Annotated in this window: 17 protein-coding genes; 10 read left to right on the top strand and 7 right to left on the bottom strand. The window is 43.7% G+C overall.

Annotation, left to right across the window (positions count from 1 at the left end; translation table 11 throughout):
- Window positions 1–50: 50 nt before the first annotated feature.
- Window positions 51–1,073, top strand: a complete 1,023-nt coding sequence (galT, locus tag QUB12_RS03130; protein WP_333145259.1) for a galactose-1-phosphate uridylyltransferase — start codon at window positions 51–53, stop codon at window positions 1,071–1,073.
- A gap of 246 nt (window positions 1,074–1,319) precedes the next feature.
- On the opposite strand, the gene QUB12_RS03125 is transcribed toward galT, so the two are convergent.
- Together QUB12_RS03125 and QUB12_RS03120 are read right to left on the bottom strand one after the other, a co-directional pair.
- On the bottom strand, window positions 1,320–1,607 hold the full coding sequence (locus tag QUB12_RS03125; protein WP_333301011.1) for a hypothetical protein: 288 nt from the start codon (window positions 1,605–1,607) through the stop codon (window positions 1,320–1,322).
- A gap of 503 nt (window positions 1,608–2,110) precedes the next feature.
- Complete coding sequence (locus tag QUB12_RS03120) at window positions 2,111–3,088, bottom strand: acetamidase/formamidase family protein (RefSeq protein WP_333145257.1); 978 nt, start codon at window positions 3,086–3,088, stop codon at window positions 2,111–2,113.
- 416 nt (window positions 3,089–3,504) lie between these two features.
- On the opposite strand from QUB12_RS03120, the gene QUB12_RS03115 reads away from it, so the two are divergent.
- From QUB12_RS03115 to QUB12_RS03105, 3 genes are all read left to right on the top strand, one after another.
- Window positions 3,505–5,328, top strand: a complete 1,824-nt coding sequence (locus QUB12_RS03115) for a metallophosphoesterase (protein ID WP_333145256.1) — start codon at window positions 3,505–3,507, stop codon at window positions 5,326–5,328.
- Between the two features lie 117 nt (window positions 5,329–5,445).
- Window positions 5,446–6,693, top strand: coding sequence for a DUF262 domain-containing protein (locus tag QUB12_RS03110; protein ID WP_333145255.1), 1,248 nt, complete (start codon window positions 5,446–5,448; stop codon window positions 6,691–6,693).
- 13 nt (window positions 6,694–6,706) lie between these two features.
- Entirely contained in the window at window positions 6,707–7,348 is a 642-nt protein-coding gene (locus QUB12_RS03105) for a HEPN domain-containing protein (RefSeq protein WP_333145254.1), read from the top strand.
- 50 nt (window positions 7,349–7,398) lie between these two features.
- Here the strand turns inward: QUB12_RS03105 and QUB12_RS03100 are convergent, their stop codons facing one another.
- The 3 genes from QUB12_RS03100 to QUB12_RS03090 form a co-directional block, all read right to left on the bottom strand.
- Complete coding sequence (locus tag QUB12_RS03100) at window positions 7,399–7,539, bottom strand: hypothetical protein (RefSeq protein WP_333305449.1); 141 nt, start codon at window positions 7,537–7,539, stop codon at window positions 7,399–7,401.
- A gap of 32 nt (window positions 7,540–7,571) precedes the next feature.
- Complete coding sequence (locus QUB12_RS03095) at window positions 7,572–8,777, bottom strand: DUF4336 domain-containing protein (protein WP_333145252.1); 1,206 nt, start codon at window positions 8,775–8,777, stop codon at window positions 7,572–7,574.
- A 126-nt stretch (window positions 8,778–8,903) separates the two neighbouring features.
- Complete coding sequence (locus QUB12_RS03090) at window positions 8,904–9,746, bottom strand: Uma2 family endonuclease (RefSeq protein ID WP_333145251.1); 843 nt, start codon at window positions 9,744–9,746, stop codon at window positions 8,904–8,906.
- Between the two features lie 119 nt (window positions 9,747–9,865).
- Between QUB12_RS03090 and leuB the strand changes: the two genes are divergently transcribed.
- Window positions 9,866–10,951: a 3-isopropylmalate dehydrogenase gene (leuB, locus tag QUB12_RS03085; RefSeq protein WP_333305447.1), complete on the top strand. Its 1,086-nt coding sequence runs from the start codon at window positions 9,866–9,868 to the stop codon at window positions 10,949–10,951.
- A gap of 392 nt (window positions 10,952–11,343) precedes the next feature.
- Here leuB and QUB12_RS03080 read toward each other — a convergent pair whose 3' ends face one another.
- Window positions 11,344–12,822: a bifunctional orotidine-5'-phosphate decarboxylase/orotate phosphoribosyltransferase gene (locus QUB12_RS03080; RefSeq protein WP_333305445.1), complete on the bottom strand. Its 1,479-nt coding sequence runs from the start codon at window positions 12,820–12,822 to the stop codon at window positions 11,344–11,346.
- Window positions 12,823–13,077: 255 nt separating this feature from the next.
- Between QUB12_RS03080 and QUB12_RS03075 the strand changes: the two genes are divergently transcribed.
- The 5 genes from QUB12_RS03075 to QUB12_RS03055 all read left to right on the top strand — a co-directional run bounded on the left by QUB12_RS03075 (window position 13,078) and on the right by QUB12_RS03055 (window position 17,054).
- Entirely contained in the window at window positions 13,078–13,326 is a 249-nt protein-coding gene (locus QUB12_RS03075) for a pentapeptide repeat-containing protein (RefSeq protein WP_333305443.1), read from the top strand.
- A 148-nt stretch (window positions 13,327–13,474) separates the two neighbouring features.
- A complete protein-coding gene (locus tag QUB12_RS03070) occupies window positions 13,475–14,185 on the top strand; it encodes a DUF547 domain-containing protein (protein WP_333305441.1) in 711 nt (236 codons plus the stop codon).
- A gap of 169 nt (window positions 14,186–14,354) precedes the next feature.
- On the top strand, window positions 14,355–14,480 hold the full coding sequence (locus tag QUB12_RS03065) for a hypothetical protein (RefSeq protein ID WP_333305439.1): 126 nt from the start codon (window positions 14,355–14,357) through the stop codon (window positions 14,478–14,480).
- Between the two features lie 288 nt (window positions 14,481–14,768).
- Complete coding sequence (locus QUB12_RS03060; RefSeq protein ID WP_333305437.1) at window positions 14,769–16,199, top strand: hypothetical protein; 1,431 nt, start codon at window positions 14,769–14,771, stop codon at window positions 16,197–16,199.
- Between the two features lie 399 nt (window positions 16,200–16,598).
- Window positions 16,599–17,054 carry a hypothetical protein gene (locus QUB12_RS03055; RefSeq protein ID WP_333305435.1) on the top strand — a complete coding sequence of 152 codons (456 nt, stop codon included), beginning with the start codon at window positions 16,599–16,601 and terminating at the stop codon, window positions 17,052–17,054.
- A gap of 272 nt (window positions 17,055–17,326) precedes the next feature.
- Here the strand turns inward: QUB12_RS03055 and QUB12_RS03050 are convergent, their stop codons facing one another.
- The gene (locus tag QUB12_RS03050; protein ID WP_333305433.1) at window positions 17,327–17,920 is read right to left on the bottom strand and encodes a Uma2 family endonuclease; all 594 of its coding nucleotides are present in this window, start codon (window positions 17,918–17,920) and stop codon (window positions 17,327–17,329) included.
- Window positions 17,921–18,087: the final 167 nt, after the last annotated feature.

The raw sequence follows: 18,087 nt of genomic DNA, 5'->3' as shown, positions 1-18,087 counted from the left end.
TATTTATCTAAAATAAGAGACAATTTGACCCGGAAACTGAAGGTAAGAAAATGTCTGAACTTAGACAAAATTTAATTACCAGAGATTGGGTAATCATCGCCACCGAACGGGCGACAAGACCGGATCAATTCGCTAACAAAAAAAAGTCGGCCGCCGTAGTGCCACCGCACCGCGCCGATTGCCCGTTTTGCGTGGGAAATGAAGAAGACGGAACCTTAGAAACTTGCCGTTTGGGCGATCGCGCTGGCTGGAAAGTCAGGGCAATTTGCAACAAATATCCCGCCCTCTCCCCGACAGCAAAATGGATGAGGATATCATCGGGAATTCACCGCACGATGGCGGGAATCGGCGTTCACGAGGTAATTGTCGAACACCCGCGACACGATTTGACGACAGCTTTGTTGAGTGTTGAAGAAGTTGCCAACATACTTTTAGTATACCGCCAGCGCTATGTAGAAATTAGAAAAAATCCCCACATTGAAACAATTATTATCTTCAAAAATCACGGAGAAACTGCCGGAACTTCTCTCGAACACCCCCACTCGCAGATAGCAGCGACGCCCGTTGTACCCAGCCAATTTCGCAGCCGCATCGACGAAGCTATTAGATATTTTGATGACACGGGAGAATGTCTGTTTTGCCGAACTTTGGAAGATGAATTAGCGGCGAGAGAAAGAGTGATTTGTGAGAGTGAACATTTTGTGGCTTTTATCCCTTACGCTGCACTTTCACCGTTTCACACTTGGATTTTTCCGCGCCGACATTCCTCTTCATTTGATGACCTTACTGATGGGGAAATTACGGATCTTGCTGATACTTTGAAAACTGTACTGGCTAAGCTTTATTACGGATTGAACAATCCCGATTACAACTATACTATTCGATCGGTGCCGATCGCCGAAGGGGGAACAAAATACTTTCACTGGTATATCGCAATTATTCCCAGAGTCACCAAGCAAGCTGGATTTGAGTTGGGCAGCGGGATGTTTATCAATACTGCTTTGCCAGAAGAAAGTGCGGCTTTTTTGCGATCGATCGAAATTCCTAGCGACAGTAATTTCCCGCCCATCTAAAGTATCCTACATCACAATAGGTCAAATTTACTTCAAATTCGGGTGGAAATGCACGCAGGCAGTCTGAATTGCGAGTCTGTCTTGGGGGAGGAAAGTGATATTATTTGAGATTTGAGATTAAAGAATTCGGCATAACGGATGATCTAATGGTTTAGATCACCGGCCTAAAGTTGGATTCTTTTTTAAACTGGTATAACTTACGCTCTCAAGTTATGAACGTACAAATACTTATGGATTGTACCAAACTCACAATAAACTTTCGACATATTGCCAGCCGTCGTCGCTAAAAGTAGCTCTCAACATATCTCTAATTTTGGCATCGATCGATAAGAGTCCCTCGCCAGAGTCACCATTCTCGCCGATTTCGCAACTGTCATCAGACATATGTTCTTGGATGAGGGCCAGAGTATCGGCGAAATTAGCCAGAAAATAATGTTCGTGCACCCACGCTGTCGGATCTGGTATTGCTGCACTCCCAAAAGCTCGATCGACTAAATCTCTTTTGGCAACATCGTCAGTCTGGTTTTTCATCATAAAAATGGGTAGAAACCCCGTGCTTTTAGCACGGCTTTACATTTAATTTGAATCTCCTCGCGGGGTGGAGGGGTATGGTTGCCCCAAGGCGTGAGGTATGGTTGCCTCAAACTCCCATTTCTGGGGTAAAGTTAGCACGCGCCTTTGTTTAGTGAGCTTGCGCCGGCTAGCAACACTGTCGAGCGTGACCTTAAGACTGTTTAGTTGCAAGCGATAGAGCGGAAAACTAGCTTCGCATTCTCCGGTATCGTGACTCAAAAAACGTAGTCAGTAAAGACTTAGGCCCGTCAGGATGGCTTGTTAGATTTCTCTTTCAAGCCTCATGCCTTTAGACTGAGGTTCCTGACGTTGAGTTCGATTTAGGTAGATTTTGTCACTTATCCCATTTTAAGCTTAATTGTCAACACGATCGCGATCCAGATCGACCACAGCAGTGACAAATTTGTGTAGTTTGTGCGATCGCGATCCTAATTTTTTGGTCGATCGCGTGTTATTATACTCGCTCACACTCCGTGACCAAGAATTTTCACCTCTGGTAAAATACACTTGGAAATCATTCCGTGAACTCCTTTTTGAGGATTGTTGACAGCCTGCGTAATCCGAAAATTTACCGATAGCGAACAGAAAACATAAGCATCTTCCTCTTGGAAACCTGCAAACTTTTGCAGCCAATAAACCGTCTGTTTTACCGCCAGCTCAAACGCTTCATCTAATGTTCTACCAAATCCCATAATCACAATATGAGTGGGCGTTTCCGCAAACGGAAATATCAGAAATAAATCCTTGCGTAAGATGATTTGAATAGTCCCGTTCATCGAAGTTTCAATGGCAGTACCGTCAACTTCACCGTCTCCTTGTGCCGAATGTCCGTCACCGATTGACAGTAAACCGCCGCGCAGAAAAACAGGTAAAAATAACCGCGTTCCTGGTTGCAGTTCCTGATTGTCCATATTACCGCCGTAGCGCGCTGGAGGAATAGAAGAACGGTTGATTTCTGCATTGGCAACGCCGATAATGCCAAAAAAAGGATGCAGGGGAATCCGAATGCCGCTACCTGTGGGAAATTCAGCAGTTTTTTGCTCTAAATCTAGCGGAATAAACCGCAATTTAGGTTCGGGGAAATACTCAGGCAAAGCTCCCCATCCGGCGCGAATTGCATTAAATCCTACTGGTAAACTGGGGTAAACATCCTCAATGTGAATTTCTAAAACGTCTCCCGGTTCGGCATTGTTAACATAAATCGGGCCTGTCAGCAAGTGGGGCCCTGGCCCAACTTTCCGGTTGGGAGGCAAATTCTGACAAATATCTAAAAATTCGGGGGTGAGAAATTCGGGCGGCGCTTTGTCAGCAACATAATATCCTGAATAGGTTTCGATATCGATGCGATCGCCCGAATCGACAGTTAAAGCAGGTTCGATATTCGGAGAGAAACCGCCCAAGTGTACGGTTTTGCAGTTGGCTTTGAGAAGGTGGCGAGTCATGGGATTTTAGATTTTAGATTTTAGATTTTAGATGGAAGGAAGGGTGTTAAGAATGTTATATCGCAAGTCTCAAGCATTTTTGAGATTTTTTTTTAATGAACCACAGAGGGCGCAGAGGGCGCAGAGAAAGAGAATTCAGAGATATAGCCTTTCTCAGTAACATGAGGTGTTTTTGGGCATTGGGCATTGGGCATGGGGCATTGGAAGAGTACCTTACTTTCCTGAGAACCGCTATAAGAAGATTTCCAAAAAGGGTGGAGGTTTCTTTTATCGGAGATATTATACTAATTTCTTAACTTGTTGATAACCTGGGTAGTTTAAAATTGAAAATTGGTGGCGCGGGTTTATATGTATTTGGGTGGGGAGTTCTGTTTGGCTGGTGCAACCCGCCCTTACAAACTAATGACTAATGAATTATGTTAACACCATTGCCCAACCAAGTAGGAAATCCCAAAGGTTATTCTCGCAATCCCTGGTTTTTTGCTGTTTTGATTTTGATTGTCCTCTTGCTAGGTTTCCTTATGCAATCTTATCTTAACAAACCTCAGCTTTTAACCGATCCGTTTCTGCAACTTCCAACAGCAAACTCGGTGCGAGTTGTCTGGTTCACCGAGTTTGCCGGTACTCGCAACACGGTTGCTTACGGCGAAAATCTGAAGGAAATTGCGGCGGCAAATACTACCAAGCTAAGCCGCACTCGCGAAGACAAAGACTCGCGCATTTCCGATGAAATGAAACAAAGCATCATTGACAGCAATCCAATTGTCCGCGACATCTGGCGCCACGAAGCAGAAGTCTCCAATTTAAGGCCCGGTGCTCGCATTCCTTATCGAGTCACTAGCGAAAGGAAAGACGGCGCATCTGTCAGCAGCAAAGTTTTCACTCTTTCTCCCACACCAGCAGCAGGAGTTGCGCTCAAAATTCTCCTCACTTCCGACCATCAATTGATGCCGATGACAGCAGCAAATCTCCAGAAAGTAGCCGAAACCATTGGGAGAGTTGACGCGGTTTTTATGGCAGGGGATTTAATTAATATACCCGATCGCGCTTCCGAATGGTTTGACGAAAATCGCGGCCGCGCCTTCTTTCCCGCTATGCAAGGGCGCGCATTTTCCGAACTCGACAAAAACGGCATCAAAACCGTTTACAGCGGCGGCGAACTGATCCAACACGCGCCTTTATTTCCCGCCATTGGCAATCACGAAATCATGGGTCGCTTTGCAACTAACAGCACACTCGGTGAGCAATTTAATGATCCTTTTCCCCGCGTCGCTGCCGAGAAAATATACGCTCAACGTGCTGCCTCTTTGAATCCTAGTAATGACTCTTCTGTGCGGGAAAGATGGCTAAAAAACAATAGTTTTAATAGCGATACCTATGACGAGATTTTCAATTTACCGGGAGGCAAAAATTACTATGCTGTGACTTTTGGGGACGTGCGGTTAGTGACTTTGTATGCTACGAATATCTGGCGGACTCCGAATTTAGATCCGGGTGCGAGAGGCAGGTATCGCGAACGGGACGCAGATTTTAATAATTCCGAAAAATGGGGATACGGACAGCATATTTTTGAGCCGATTGTCAAGGGCAGCGCTCAATATAATTGGCTGCAACAAGAGTTAAAGAGTTCGGAATTCCAGCAGGCAAAATATAAAATTGTGATGTTTCACCACCCGCCGCATTCTCTGGGTGACAATATTGTACCTGCTTATACTGACCCTGTGCAAATAGTCGATCTCGCTCTCGATGGCGAGATTAAAATGGTGCGTTACGAATATCCGAAACAGCAAGATTATCTGATTCGGGATGTAGTGCCGCTACTAGAAACAGCGGGGGTGCAGTTGGTATTTTACGGACATTCGCACTTGTGGAATCGGTTTGTCAGTTCCAGCGGAATGCACTTTTTGGAGAGTTCTAATGTAGGCAACAGTTACGGTGCTTTTGTGGGGGAAAAGCGCCGATTTGTGCCGCCGGCATATCGGGAAGATTACAGCGCTATTGGAGACCCGAACGGATTGGAACCTGTGGTGCCGACTGTTGCGCCTTTGTTGGGGAAGGATGGGCGGCCGCTGCCGTATATTGATAGCAATGATATTACGGCTTTTACTATTTTTGATACGGGTAGTGGTGTTGTGAGTAGCTACTATTTCGATACGCGGAAACCGGAGTCGCAAGTGGTGAAGTTTGATGAGTTTAAGTTGAAAAATTCGCCATCTAGCTTAAAAATCCGTAAAAATTAAAAGCGATCGTTTTCATAATCGATAAATTAGTTACTCCTATGATAACTTAAGGCTTCTGACTTTTGCTATACTTAGGTATACTGTATCCCAATTAAACTTACCAAGTAGAGCGCGGTCATGCCTGAACTAAACCTCTTAGAAAAACCCGAAGAAGTAAGCTTTGATGAGGAAGATGAAGCTCTAGATTATGAGCTTGAATCTAATGGTAATTCCAAATCAGTCTTAGACGAAATTTCCGAAATAATTGTAGCTGGAAATGACTGGACGACAGCCACCATACTCGATCAACTTGTTCGTGACAATATTCAACTTAATCCAAGATTTCAAAGACGAGATGCTTGGGATATAACTCGCAAAAGCAGGTTTATTGAATCTATTTTTCTAGGATTTCCCATTCCAGATATAGTTTTGGCTTCTCAAGATAAAAAGCGCGGAAAATTTGTAGTTCTTGACGGCAAGCAACGCTTGCTTACGATTCTGCAATTTTATGGAAGGAGCGAAACTCCCAACGATAGTTTTGCTTTGAAAAACTTAGAATTTAGACCTGAACTCAATGGTTGTACGCATGAGGCTCTAAAAAACGATCTTCTCCATAGTTCTGTACTTGATGCACTCGATAATCAAACTCTTCGTACTACATTGATTAGGAATTGGCATACAGAAAGTTTACTCTACAAAATTTTTCTCCGTCTGAATTTAGAAAATACTCCGCTATCTCCACAAGAACTCAGGCAAGCATTGCATCCAGGTGATTTCATCAATTTTTTAGATGACGAATCAATTAAAAATCAGGCTTTAAGAAAAATACTTAAATCCCCAAATCCCGATCCTCGGATGCGCGATGTCGAATTATTACTGCGATATGTAGGATTCCATCATTTTTTATCCGATTATCGCGGTAATCTTAAAGTGTTCCTGGATATGACTTGCAAAAAGCTCAACAAGGATTGGAAAGAGAAAGAAACTGAGGTCAGATATACAGTTAGCCAATTTGAAAAGGCAGTGCAAACAACCACTACAATATTTGGAGAAGAAAATATATTTCGCGTGTGGTTGAGTAGTTCTAATACTTACCGAGGCAAGTTTAATCGAGCTATTTTAGATGTAATGGTTTTTTATTTTTCAGATTCAGTTATTAGTGAAGCTGCTGAGAAGAATCCGGCGGGTGTGGAAAAAGCTTTTAAAGAGTTATGTTCATCATCTAATAGCGAATTCAGAGAAGCTGTTGAGAAAAGCACAACTAGCATTCGCGAAACTCATACTCGTCTCTCACTGTGGGGCAAAGCTTTGTTAAAGGTTTTGGATGTAGAGTTTAATGTACCTGAACTCGTAGATAACCATATTATCTTTAACGGTTTGAGGTAAGTTATTAAGAGGTATGCCAAAATCCGTTAGATTTCGTACTCTAACCCAGCAGTTAAATAGGTTAAAAAAACAATTTTTTCCTAAGATTAATCCTCTAGGTTCATATTCCGAGCGGCAGCTAGCCTTAACTCTTGCCTACAGAGTTTTAGTTCATGCCGAAATTGAGGCTTATTTTGAGGACAGAGTTTGGGAAGCAGCCCTTAATGCTAAAAAGAATTGGGATAGTCAGGGTAAGAGTTGCCGTACTTTAATCTGCTTGCTTGGCTTTTCTGGTCAAATGATGGAAGCACCACCAGATACACTGACTCCAACTAAGGGAAGTAAAGCTTTGCCACCGGAAAAAATAAAAGTCAACAAAAAAATAGATTTAGCTATTAATAGTTTTAAGCGAAGCATTGACCAGAATCATGGCATCAAAGAAGCTAATCTTCTGGCGTTGCTTTTGCCAATAGGAATAGATACCGATGATTTAGAGCCTGCTTGGCTGGCTACCATGAATACGTTTGGGGAAGAAAGAGGTGTGGCGGCACATACTTCAGCTACATCCCCGAAAACTATTAGAAGCATAAATCCTATACATGAACTGCAGAGGGTAGAGCAAATTATTCAAGAACTTTTGAGGGTGGATGAGCTGATTAATAATTTAATGAGATAAATGAATAAACCGACACCAATTGTCAAGAGTTTAATCTTTTTGGTAGGCTTCTAGCCGGAACGGGCAAGATGCCCGTTCCACAATACTTTATTTTTTTGTGGCACAGGCATCTTGCCTGTGCTCAAACGGGCAAGATGCCCGTTCCACAATACTTTATTTTCTTGTGGCACAGGCATCTTGCCTGTGCTCAAACAGCTTATTCAGAATGGTGCAAAATTTCCGATTAAACCTTGTCTTTCGCAGGCGGAACCAAACCTGTTTTATTCAAACCCGCATCAATCTGCCTGAGCAATTTAAAATCGTCTTCGGGTAAAGAATTAACTGGCGAGTGTTTTTCCAGAAACGAGAATGCTTGCCGAAATTCACGCGGCCGGGAGTCGATCGCACCATCGAAGTGACAAGGTACAATTTTTTCAAAGTCCCAACTCGCCACTTTATCCACCCAATCGAGAGTTTCCCTGGGGGCGCGGTTGAGAATCAATGTCTGCAAAATCGGCGCGACAAACAACCGCCCCCCTCCCCGCAAAGCCTCAAACGATCGCTCCCAATGTGTTTTCCACTTGAACGGATATAACCCGAAATAAGCTTTCCTAGAGCGTTCTGGCGCTTCTCGTGCCTTGGCAAATACCTCCGACCACGGCGGCACTTCCAGCACGCTAGGGCTAAAATACATGGCAAATAAGGCGATTCTCTGCCACCCTTTGCGCCGATTTTCGTGGGTGTCTGCCACCGTGTCCGAGGCGCTGTCTTTGGCGTGAAATAGCAGCGGGTACGAGTCGAGTTGGACGATCGCGGGGGGATTTTCGGGAATGGAAACTATGGAATCTGTTAGCATCAGGGTGCGCGATCGTCTGTGAAATAACGCAACTTCAGCAAATCTGCCCAAACCGAGGTCCAGCGGGCCGAGAATTGCCCAGTCAAATTGATCGGCTAAGGGGGTGTTGCTGCTGTCAAAGGGCAGTACAGAGGTGCGTTTCGCGGGCAAACCCAGCCAACTCAGCGGCAAATTCACCGGGAAACTCCACTGCTGCGGGGCGACAAACACCTGCGCTTCGGGAAAACACCTCGCAAAGGGGCCGACAAAAACTTTGTGCTCGATGCCTGAAACCGTTGTCAGCAGGATGTACTTCACCTCGCCGTGCTCTGCTACTAACTCTTTTACCAAGCGGATGCACTCAGGAGTCGGTGCAACCGGGGCGTAGACGAGAAGGCCTTCGGGTTCTAGTTTAATTACTGTCATCCGAATCGGGACGACTACGTAGAAAATGCCTTGTAGTTGGTCAAAAGTCCAGATTGTGTCCTTGACTATTTCCTTGCGGATGGTGCGCCGCTTGCTGTAGGGATAGAGGGGGACGACCGGCCAAAAGGCCCAAGAATAGTCCCGATAATCAATCTGTGCTGATGTTGGTATGCCTTCGCCCTCTGCCACTGGTGCGACTCCTTGCCGATTTTTTTGTACGTGCGTGCGATCGAACTATTTTTATCTTATTTCACTCCTGTTGCGCGGATTCGAGGAGTTGAAACCGGGTTTCACCAGGCCTGGGTGCGAGAACTATTAAACCAACTGTTCAGGATCGATGCCTAACTCCCGCAACCGCGCCGCTAGTCTTTCCTCTCGCTGTTGAGAGTCTGTCAGTTGCTGTTGAGATTCTGTCAGTTGCTGTTGAGCTTCAATTACTTGCTGTTGAGATTCTATCAGTTGCCGTTCCGCCGCCGTTGCTCTTTCACCCGGACTCAAAATCAACCCTCCTTGGGCCGTAAACCACCGCAACCACAACCGATTCATACTCTTATAAGTGCCTTGCCACCAACCTAAACTCAACTGCAACTCAGGAATAAATAACCGCCCATCAATTAATTCTGCAGGTTCATAGTGACCTCCTACAAGATGAAAAGCTCGCAATTCATCCGTGTAGCGACTGAACACAAAATAGTAAGGAATCCGCAAAATTTGTTCATAAACTTGCCACTTAGTCGGCGGTTCCCCAGCTTGCTGAACAGTCCGCCCTAAATCTTCATCTTCAGTGCCCGGCGATAGCAATTCCACCACCACAAACGGATTTACCCGTTCTTGCCAAACTACATAACTCAAACGCATATCGCGCCCTTGATAAAGCCTTGGCACACCCACCGCAGCAAACCAATCCGGGCGTTTATGCCAGCGCGGTTGTGTTGCATCGTAATACAAATTTAGGTCACTGGCTGTAAAGACTTGTTCCGCATCCCATCCCGGCGGCAAAAACGTGAATTCCAAGAGTTGCGGCTGATCTAAATGAAATGTATCTGGCAAACCGGGCTCCTTTGGGTCTTCGCTAGGTAAATCATACATTGTTGGCAAACTCTGCCGGGGGTCTAAAGGCGGTTCAGCTTGAGCAGGCGGGTAAGTCGGGAATGTCATAATCAATTCTGAGGTTGCTTATCCTGATATGATTATAACCTTGTGAGAATGTCTTGCATTTTCAAAGAATTCCCATTAACTCTCAATCTCAAATCTCAAATCAAAACTCCAAAATCGATATGACTCAAAACTACCGCATCACTCTTTTACCAGGAGACGGCATCGGCCCTGAAATTATCGCTGTGGCGGTAGATGTCCTGAAACTTGTCGGTCAACAATTGGACATCGGCTTTGAATTTCAAGAAGCTTTAATGGGCGGCGCTGCTATTGACGCAACAGGCAATCCGCTGCCAGAAGAAACACTGGAAAAATGCCGCAACTGCGATGCAGTATTGTTAGCAGCTATTGGCGGTTACAAGTGGGATAATTTGCCCCGCGAACAGCGCCCTGAAACTGGATTATTAGGACTGCGCGCCGGATTGGGATTGTTTGCAAATTTGCGTCCTGCGACTATTTTACCGCAATTGGTTGATGCTTCTAGTTTGAAACGGGAAGTTGTCGAAGGCGTGGATATTATGGTAATCCGCGAACTCACAGGCGGCATTTATTTCGGCAAACCGAAAGGTATTTTTGAGACGGAAACAGGCGAAAAACGCGGCGTCAATACGATGGCTTACACGGAGTCGGAAATTGATAGAATCGGGCGAGTCGCTTTTGAGACGGCCAGGAAGCGGGGGAAAAGGCTGTGTTCCGTTGATAAAGCGAATGTTTTGGACGTTTCGCAACTGTGGCGCGATCGTATTATTGCCCTTTCTTCAGAATACCCTGATGTCGAACTTTCTCACCTCTACGTTGACAACGCAGCCATGCAGTTAATTCGCTGGCCGAAACAGTTCGATACAATTGTCACCGGCAATTTATTCGGCGACATTCTTTCCGATGCGGCGGCGATGCTAACTGGTAGCATTGGGATGCTGCCTTCTGCTAGTTTGGGAGCAACCGGGCCGGGAGTTTTTGAACCTGTGCACGGTTCCGCACCGGACATCGCCGGACAAGATAAAGCAAATCCCATCGCCCAAGTTTTGAGTGCGGCAATGATGCTGCGCTACGCCTTAAATCAGCCGGAAGCTGCTAATAAAATCGAGCAAGCAGTTGTCGAAGTTTTGGATCGAGGTTATCGCACTGGCGATATCATGTCAGAAGGCATGAAACTCGTCGGCTGTCGGGCAATGGGCAATGCTTTAATTGAAGTTTTGCAAGGTTGATCGATGGTCTGGTAGGGGCGGGTTTTACGAATAATATTCGACGCACACGCACAATCTCATAAACCCGCCCCCACACAACTAATAACCTATATCAACCTTGACTTTGATCGCAGGGAAAAAGGTACATTGAGGCTTACCGTTGGGAGGGGGCGGGTTTATAAGATTATTAATTTTTGGCGATTATGGTTGGTAAAACCCGCCCCTACTGGAATTGATGTGAATTATTCGTTGGTGGGGGCGGGTTTATGATGATTTTTTGTGAGTTTTATAGATCCGGGCGAACCCGCCCCTACTGGAATTGATGTGAATTATTCGTTGGTGGGGGCGGGTTTATGATGATTTTTTGTGAGTTTTATAGATCCGGGCGAACCCGCCCCTACAGGAATTGGGGTTTAATGTTCCGCTGTCAAAAGATTGAATTGCTCGGTATCAATGCGATTTGCTCGATACAAAACTTCAGCTATTTCCGAAAGCGCTAACACCGAATGGGCGCGATAACCGTTGGCCTGCATCTTATCTTTGACTCCCTGTTCGTGGTCGATTAATACCACAATATCTTCCACATTCAAGCCAGCCGATTTTAACTTAGCCGCGCCTTCCATTACGCTTTTGCCACTAATCAAAATATCATCGACTACGACAATCGTTTCTCCTGCCTGAAAATGCCCCTCAATCAATTTGCCTGCACCGTAAGTTTTCACCTCCTTGCGCGGGAAAATCATCGGGCGTTCCATCCGCAACGCTAAACCGGTTGCTGTGGGTAAAGAACCGTAGGGAATTCCGGCAATGCGATCGAATTTTAAATCCTTGAGAATGTCTGCATAAGCGCTGACAATTTGGTGGAAAATCTGCGGAATAGAAATTATTTTCCGCAAGTCGATGTAATATGGAAATACGGCTCCCGATGCTTGTACGTGGTCGCCAAAAACTACGCAGCCGATGTCATAAAGTTGCAAGATTAAATCGCGGTGAGGTTCCGGTTGCAAAAAGCAAACATCCGGCAGCCACAGTTCGCAAGTGGGACTACCTTCGATCGCGCGCAGCCTCTGTTGATTAATATTATCCCGCAATTTCTCAATTTCTCGGCGTGGCTCTTTGCCCGCTAATAAACTTGGGGGGACTGGCAGCAGCAAACCGTCACCATTTGTGCTTAAACCGGCCGCCAGCAGTTGTGCGAGGTCGTTTTCTTCTGTGAGGTCATTTTCTTCTGCGATGTCTCCTTCAACTAAAATTAGGCGTTCAGGAGCTTCTTTGCGGATACGCGCTAACATATCGGGCATTACTCCTACCTCTAAACCGACTTTTTCGGGAGTTCCCCAAGTTTGAGAAAGTCGGACTAATTGCAAGTAAAAAGGGTTTTTTGGCGTCGGATATTCTTGCAAAGCAGCCCCTGACGGGTTGGCGGTGGCACAGAGTACAAAAACAGTTTTTCCGGCGTATAACAAGAAAGGCGCTACTTGGTCGAATCCGGCATAGGGACTTAAGGTAATAGCGTCAACTCGCCAGTCTTGAAATACTATTTTGGCAAACACTGTGCTGGTATTTAAATCGCAGTGTTTGGCATCTAAAATTACTGGCAGGTGAGGGGGAATAATGTTTAAAATTTGTTGCAGCAATGCCCAACCGGGAATACCGAGAGATTGGTAAAAACCGAGGGTGATTTTGCAGGCACAAATTAAATCGGCTGTTTGGTCGATCGCACTTTTTAGCTTGGCAAACAAATCAGTTACAAAACTTTGAGTTTCTTCCCCTGTCATCGAAACCTGCGGGGGCAAGGTTTCCGGGTCGGGGTCGAGGGCTAAATAAAGCAAACTTTGATTGGTTTCAACAGCCGCTAACAGCTTATCGAAAAAGTTGGTTCGATCCGTCATAGTGTGTTATGGAGGTAAGGGGAATTTAAAAAATTGCAGATCAAAGTGGGAGGGGTGTTGTGCCGGAAGAAACCGATCCCCGTTGAAATTGAAATTAAGAATCTTTTAAGATTGTAGAATGTAAAGAGCAGGAAATCTGTAACTTTGGGAGCAGTTTCATGGGGAATGATTTTCGGGTTAGCTACACCAGTGATTGCACCTAACCCGCAGCAAATCAATTAGTTGCGGTAAACTAACCAGTCTCCGGGCGGTGATTTGATCGGCATTCGCCTGCGGTACGCGAGTTTAGCAAATGCGAATTTGCAAGGGGGAGATTTGAGATCAGCAAATTTTAGGGAAGCTAATTTATCCGGGGCAAATTTGAGCGGGGCTTCTTGGCGGCAAGCTAATTTAAAAGGCGCTAATTTGACTCAAGTTAATTTAATCCAGAACCCGTTTAACGGGGCTAATCTAAAAAATCCTACCGTTGGAGGTATTATTTGGGTTGACGGTAGTATTAAATAGAGAAATCCTTGCAGGAGTCGTAAATTTTTAACCCCACCCCAACCCTCCCCTTGCTAAGGGGAGGGAGTAAGAAATTCACAAATGATTTAGGATTGCTATAGAAGCAGAAGTTAAAGCAATGCCCGCCTTATATTAGGGGTAGCAATAAATGATCGGTACGATCGACTTTACGATTTGGGACGAGTTGCTGCAACGCTACGTTGACGATTTGGGCCGCGTCAATTATCGGGGCTGGAAAGCTGAGGGGGCGGATGTTTTGAGGGCGTGGCTGGAAAGTTTGGCGGATGTGGATTTGGCGGATGGTACTGATGCGGATGCGCGGCTGGCGTTGTGGCTGAATGCGTACAATGCGATCGCAATTTCTCAAGTTCTGGAAGTATATCCGATCGCGTCCATCCGTCCCAAAATTTTGGGAATTCCCAACTGGCTGAGTTTTTTGGATTTTTTCACTCGTTCAAATTCGATTATTGGCGGCAAAAAGTACAGTCTCAATCAAATCGAACACGCAATTTTGCGGCCGGAATTTGCGGAACCGCGCATCCATTTTGCATTAGTTTGCGCTGCTGTCGGGTGCCCGCTGCTGCGCCGGGGGGCTTATTTCCCGGAGTCGGTACGGACTCAACTAGAAGCGGATGCCAGCCGTTTTATTCACAATCCTGATAAGGTGCGATATGATGCCGAGAAAAAGACGCTTTATTTGAGCAAGATTTTTAAGTGGTACGGCGAGGATTTTGTGAAGGCGGCGGGTTCGGTGGTTGAGTATGTGGGCGGTTATTTGGGGCCGGAGGCGGCTGTGGGCGATGGATGGGCGATCGTTTTTTTTCCTTACGACTGGAATTTGAATCGGGTTGATGGATAAAATTTGCGCCTGTGGGTAGGTGTTTTTTTGAGGGAGTAATTTTTTTCGGCTGTCGTTACCCCTTCAAATTGCCAGATTCAACAGGGCGATCGGATGACTCCGAGGCAACACGGCGATCGACTGTGACCAGGGGTGAGGCTGGCACGGCTGGCACTGGCAAGGCTTCAAAATGAAGCATTTAGGGGGTTGTGTGGGGTTTTGGGGCGATCGGATGGCTGACAGGGCTGAAGGGGTGAGAATCGCACCACAGGCACGGCTGAAGCGATGGGATATGTGGCACGGTCTAGCAGTCTGAGAGGCTGGCACGGCTGGCAAGGTCTAGCGGTGGGAGCGGTGGCGGTCTAGCAGTCGGAGAGACTGGCACTGTCTAATGGTTGAATAGTGGTGGTCAGTTGGAGCCGTGACGGGGTGTTGTTGATTTTTTGTCAAAGTTGGTAAATTCAGAAACTCTCGAATTGTAGAGTTCATTGGCTCATATGAGTATTTATTATGTAAATAGTTGATGTCCAATATAGATATGTTATTATAGTGACTTGATGCTTAGGATAGTAAATTTTATAAATCTACAAGGAATCATTGCTTTATGAAAAATGCTTTTTCGATGTCCTTAAATCAAACATTTACAGCCAATGATGAAGTAATAAATTATCAATCATATGTTAATTTATTTTTGATTTGTGATGTGTGTAAAGAAAGTGTATTTTTCAAGAAGGGAAGTGATTTAAATAAGCCCGGAATAATAAAAGCACCACATTTTTCACATTATAAAGATAGTGGTAAAAATCCTTGTCCTGAGAGAATAGAGATTAAGACTTCTTCAAAATCTACTGATTCTGAGGGCAAAGAGCAAAGTTTAGAAAAGTTTCATATAAAAATTCAAGATATTATTAATGAAGGGATAACATATTCTGAAAATATAACTTATCCAGAGCTTGAATATCATATAAAAAGAGGTCAACAATTTATAAATGAATATAATATAGATATTAATTTATGGGTAGAAAACTTTTATAAAAATAGATATGAAATTCAAAAAACTGCATTGAGTTTGTATCATAATAAATCCTCTGAATCTCAGTGTATATTTTTTTCAAATATAGTTCTTTATTTGTGTCTTCCTATTAATGATAAAATTTTAATAAAACTACTTTATTATGTGTTTGTTTTTAATAAAAATATTTTTGTTACAAATAATATAGATGAAGTTTTTACTAAAGTTATTGAATTAATAAGTTATATTAAATTGGGAGATGAATATCAAAGAGGAAAACGTTTAATTGGTTTTAATGACAATAATATTGATAATATTTCATTATCAGAAAATAATTTAGAAACCGAAACTGTTAAGCGTAAGATGGTGAAAGTTCAAACACGTTACAGTAGTATTTTAAAAGCTTTTTACGGTATAAGTGATGAACATGAGGTTTTAGAGAAAGTAGAGTTCCATTATTATTTATGTTGTCCTAAAAAAGTAAAAACATGGCGGGGTATAGTTTACAAACCAATAGCAAGAAAACCATCAGAAAAAATAAGTATTACTTGGCATGAAAATATAGATGGTGAATATTTGAATATATGGCACAATATGTCAATTGTAGCAATTTTTTATTTGACAACAGATAGGACTATTAAATGGGAACCTTTACCTGAGTATTTTTTAACTCAGAGTATTATTGCTCAACCTGAAAATATTCTTCTCAAACCCCAAGAACATATTATTTTTAGTGATAATTTGTCTGAGTTTTTTAGTAAATGGCTTAATGTATGGTTTTTTAAAGAATTTTTTAAAAGTAATGCTCTCGTATCAATTTATCCACCATATTTTGTTAAGTTGTTGTTTCTTTTTAGAGCGTTTATAGGCGATGGTTTAACCGTAGGTGTGAATGTCAACCTTGAAGATATAAATAAAATTTATAAGGAATCATTACTTGAATTAATAGGTGATTCTAAATCAATGAAAAAGAAATATTTGAGTTCTAATAAACCTATACAAAAATTAAAAATCAGTTGTTAACTTTTAATAAAGATATTGGGGCGATTTTTCGCTGGTAAGTCTAGCGCTGTCGGTTAGAGATGTTGGAGAGGCTAGCACGGTCGGAGCGATCGAACTGTCGGAGCGGTGGCAAGGTCGGATAGGTTGGAGAGGTGGGAGCGGTTGTACGATTGGATTGGAGCGGTGGCGGTATAGCTTTTTTGCGTCACACTCGCACGTTGCAACCTATTGCTTTTTTAAAAACTGGGAGGATGTGGGAGCGGTGGCACACAGAGAGCGGTGAGAGCGCGGGGCGGGGCGGGGCGGTGTGTGAAAAAGTAGCGGTTCGGGGCTGTTTTGGTCTAGCTTTTTGTGTTGAGTAGCTACATAAACAGTTGATGTACTACAATAGAAAATATTTTTCTCTTAAGGTGGCTTGTTATGAGTATTCTTCAACGTCGAGAATATAAAGGATTTGATGTTGATTTTGAACAACTTAGTCTAGAATCTTACTGTGGAAAGGTTTACTATAGAGTAATAGTAGCAGCAAATATTTTATCCGATCAATTAACAGATTATGCTGCCATTCAAATTAAGAATCCAGATAGGGAATATAAAACTAAACCCTATTCAACCCCAGAGGAAGTTTTCATTCATTTAATGGGATGGGTAGATTGTAAGCTTTATTATGATGAGTATAATAATATTCCCGAAGATGATGAAGATTCTTACCAAAATAAATATAATGAGTTATTAAAGAAACTTGAAAATAAACGTTTTGAAGAAGATGTTAAGAAGTCACAAACTACTAAGGATAAACGAGAGTCAGCCTATCAAGAAGGTTGGACAAGTAAGATAGAGGAATTAAATAATATGCAAGTTATAAATCCTGAGTAGGATACTTATAACATGAAGTAGCATCAAGGGTTACAGGGCTTAGGCGGGGAAATTAGAGTTTCCCCGCCTAGATTTATTTAGCAAAGTAAGGTTGGTGATATTCTCACGTCACTATCTAAAAATGGTGTGACTGTTAGCGAAACTTACAGGTTGCAATCAACCTAAATCCCTATCAGGGATTGAAACATGGCCTTAATCAGGTTGAGGGTGGAGATTTTCACTAATCGGTAGGTGGTTAGATGAATGCTAACCAATTAGCTATTGATCCGCCCTTAAACCTCTCCACTCAAAATCTGTTGAACCGTCAAACTTAGCTGTGGAAACATCGGAGATACGATCGCCTCTCCATCCCGAAATACCCCACCCTCAACATATTGCCCCTCCTCAAGCCGCAAAACCGTCACCAATTCTTCTATTGGATCGATAACCCAATACTCTGCAATGCCCCGCGCTGCGTACTGAGCTCGTTTGCGATCGTAATCCCGATCCCTGCCCACTCTACCCGGACTCACTACCTCCACAACAAACCGAGGAGGCAGCATATCGAAAGTGATAGTTAGCCTGGTTGCTGTCAGCGGAATGTGTTCAGGTTCCAGAATTATCAAATCGGGGTAGCGGTTGGCCGCATCTCCCGATCGCAAAACGGCAACTTGAACCTCGCAATTATGCGTTTTAATCAGTCTGAGTGGCACTAGCCCGCTGCTAGCAAGATAGAAAAATAGATAATTAGCAATGAAATTATTAGGTTCAGATTCTGGTGGCAAAGCTATTAACTCCCCATCAATTAACTCATAGCGTTGACCCGTATCATGTGAGTAATTAAGGTACTCGTCAAAAGTTAATTTTTTAGAGTGAGCTTGTACCATAATATTACATTCCTTAATTTATTCGTTCCTTTCTGCTGGGAGTTTGTTTATGTAGAAACGGTTTCAACAGCCGAAGGATATCAATCAAAACTGCTGTGCTAGTTCAGCAGGTGTCCCAGCCTCCATCGACAATCAACCCACAAGTGACATATTAAAAACTATCACAG

Origin of the sequence: Microcoleus sp. B7-D4 (assembly GCF_036705125.1) — a bacterium.
Lineage (GTDB): Bacteria > Cyanobacteriota > Cyanobacteriia > Cyanobacteriales > Microcoleaceae > Microcoleus.
This window is presented reverse-complemented; position numbering and strand designations above follow the sequence as displayed.

Bases quoted from the DNA above. Each gene is read 5' to 3' on its own strand.
- QUB12_RS03065 (WP_333305439.1), top strand. From the start codon at position 14,355: ATGAAGCATTTAGGGGGTTGTGTGGGGTTTTGGGGCGATCGGATGGCT.
- QUB12_RS03120 (WP_333145257.1), bottom strand. From the start codon at position 3,088: ATGACTCGCCACCTTCTCAAAGCCAACTGCAAAACCGTACACTTGGGC.
- QUB12_RS03050 (WP_333305433.1), bottom strand. From the start codon at position 17,920: ATGGTACAAGCTCACTCTAAAAAATTAACTTTTGACGAGTACCTTAAT.
- QUB12_RS03090 (WP_333145251.1), bottom strand. From the start codon at position 9,746: ATGACATTCCCGACTTACCCGCCTGCTCAAGCTGAACCGCCTTTAGAC.
- QUB12_RS03055 (WP_333305435.1), top strand. From the start codon at position 16,599: ATGAGTATTCTTCAACGTCGAGAATATAAAGGATTTGATGTTGATTTT.
- QUB12_RS03080 (WP_333305445.1), bottom strand. From the start codon at position 12,822: ATGACGGATCGAACCAACTTTTTCGATAAGCTGTTAGCGGCTGTTGAA.
- galT (WP_333145259.1), top strand. From the start codon at position 51: ATGTCTGAACTTAGACAAAATTTAATTACCAGAGATTGGGTAATCATC.
- QUB12_RS03070 (WP_333305441.1), top strand. From the start codon at position 13,475: ATGATCGGTACGATCGACTTTACGATTTGGGACGAGTTGCTGCAACGC.
- QUB12_RS03060 (WP_333305437.1), top strand. From the start codon at position 14,769: ATGAAAAATGCTTTTTCGATGTCCTTAAATCAAACATTTACAGCCAAT.
- QUB12_RS03115 (WP_333145256.1), top strand. From the start codon at position 3,505: ATGTTAACACCATTGCCCAACCAAGTAGGAAATCCCAAAGGTTATTCT.
- leuB (WP_333305447.1), top strand. From the start codon at position 9,866: ATGACTCAAAACTACCGCATCACTCTTTTACCAGGAGACGGCATCGGC.
- QUB12_RS03125 (WP_333301011.1), bottom strand. From the start codon at position 1,607: ATGATGAAAAACCAGACTGACGATGTTGCCAAAAGAGATTTAGTCGAT.
- QUB12_RS03105 (WP_333145254.1), top strand. From the start codon at position 6,707: ATGCCAAAATCCGTTAGATTTCGTACTCTAACCCAGCAGTTAAATAGG.
- QUB12_RS03110 (WP_333145255.1), top strand. From the start codon at position 5,446: ATGCCTGAACTAAACCTCTTAGAAAAACCCGAAGAAGTAAGCTTTGAT.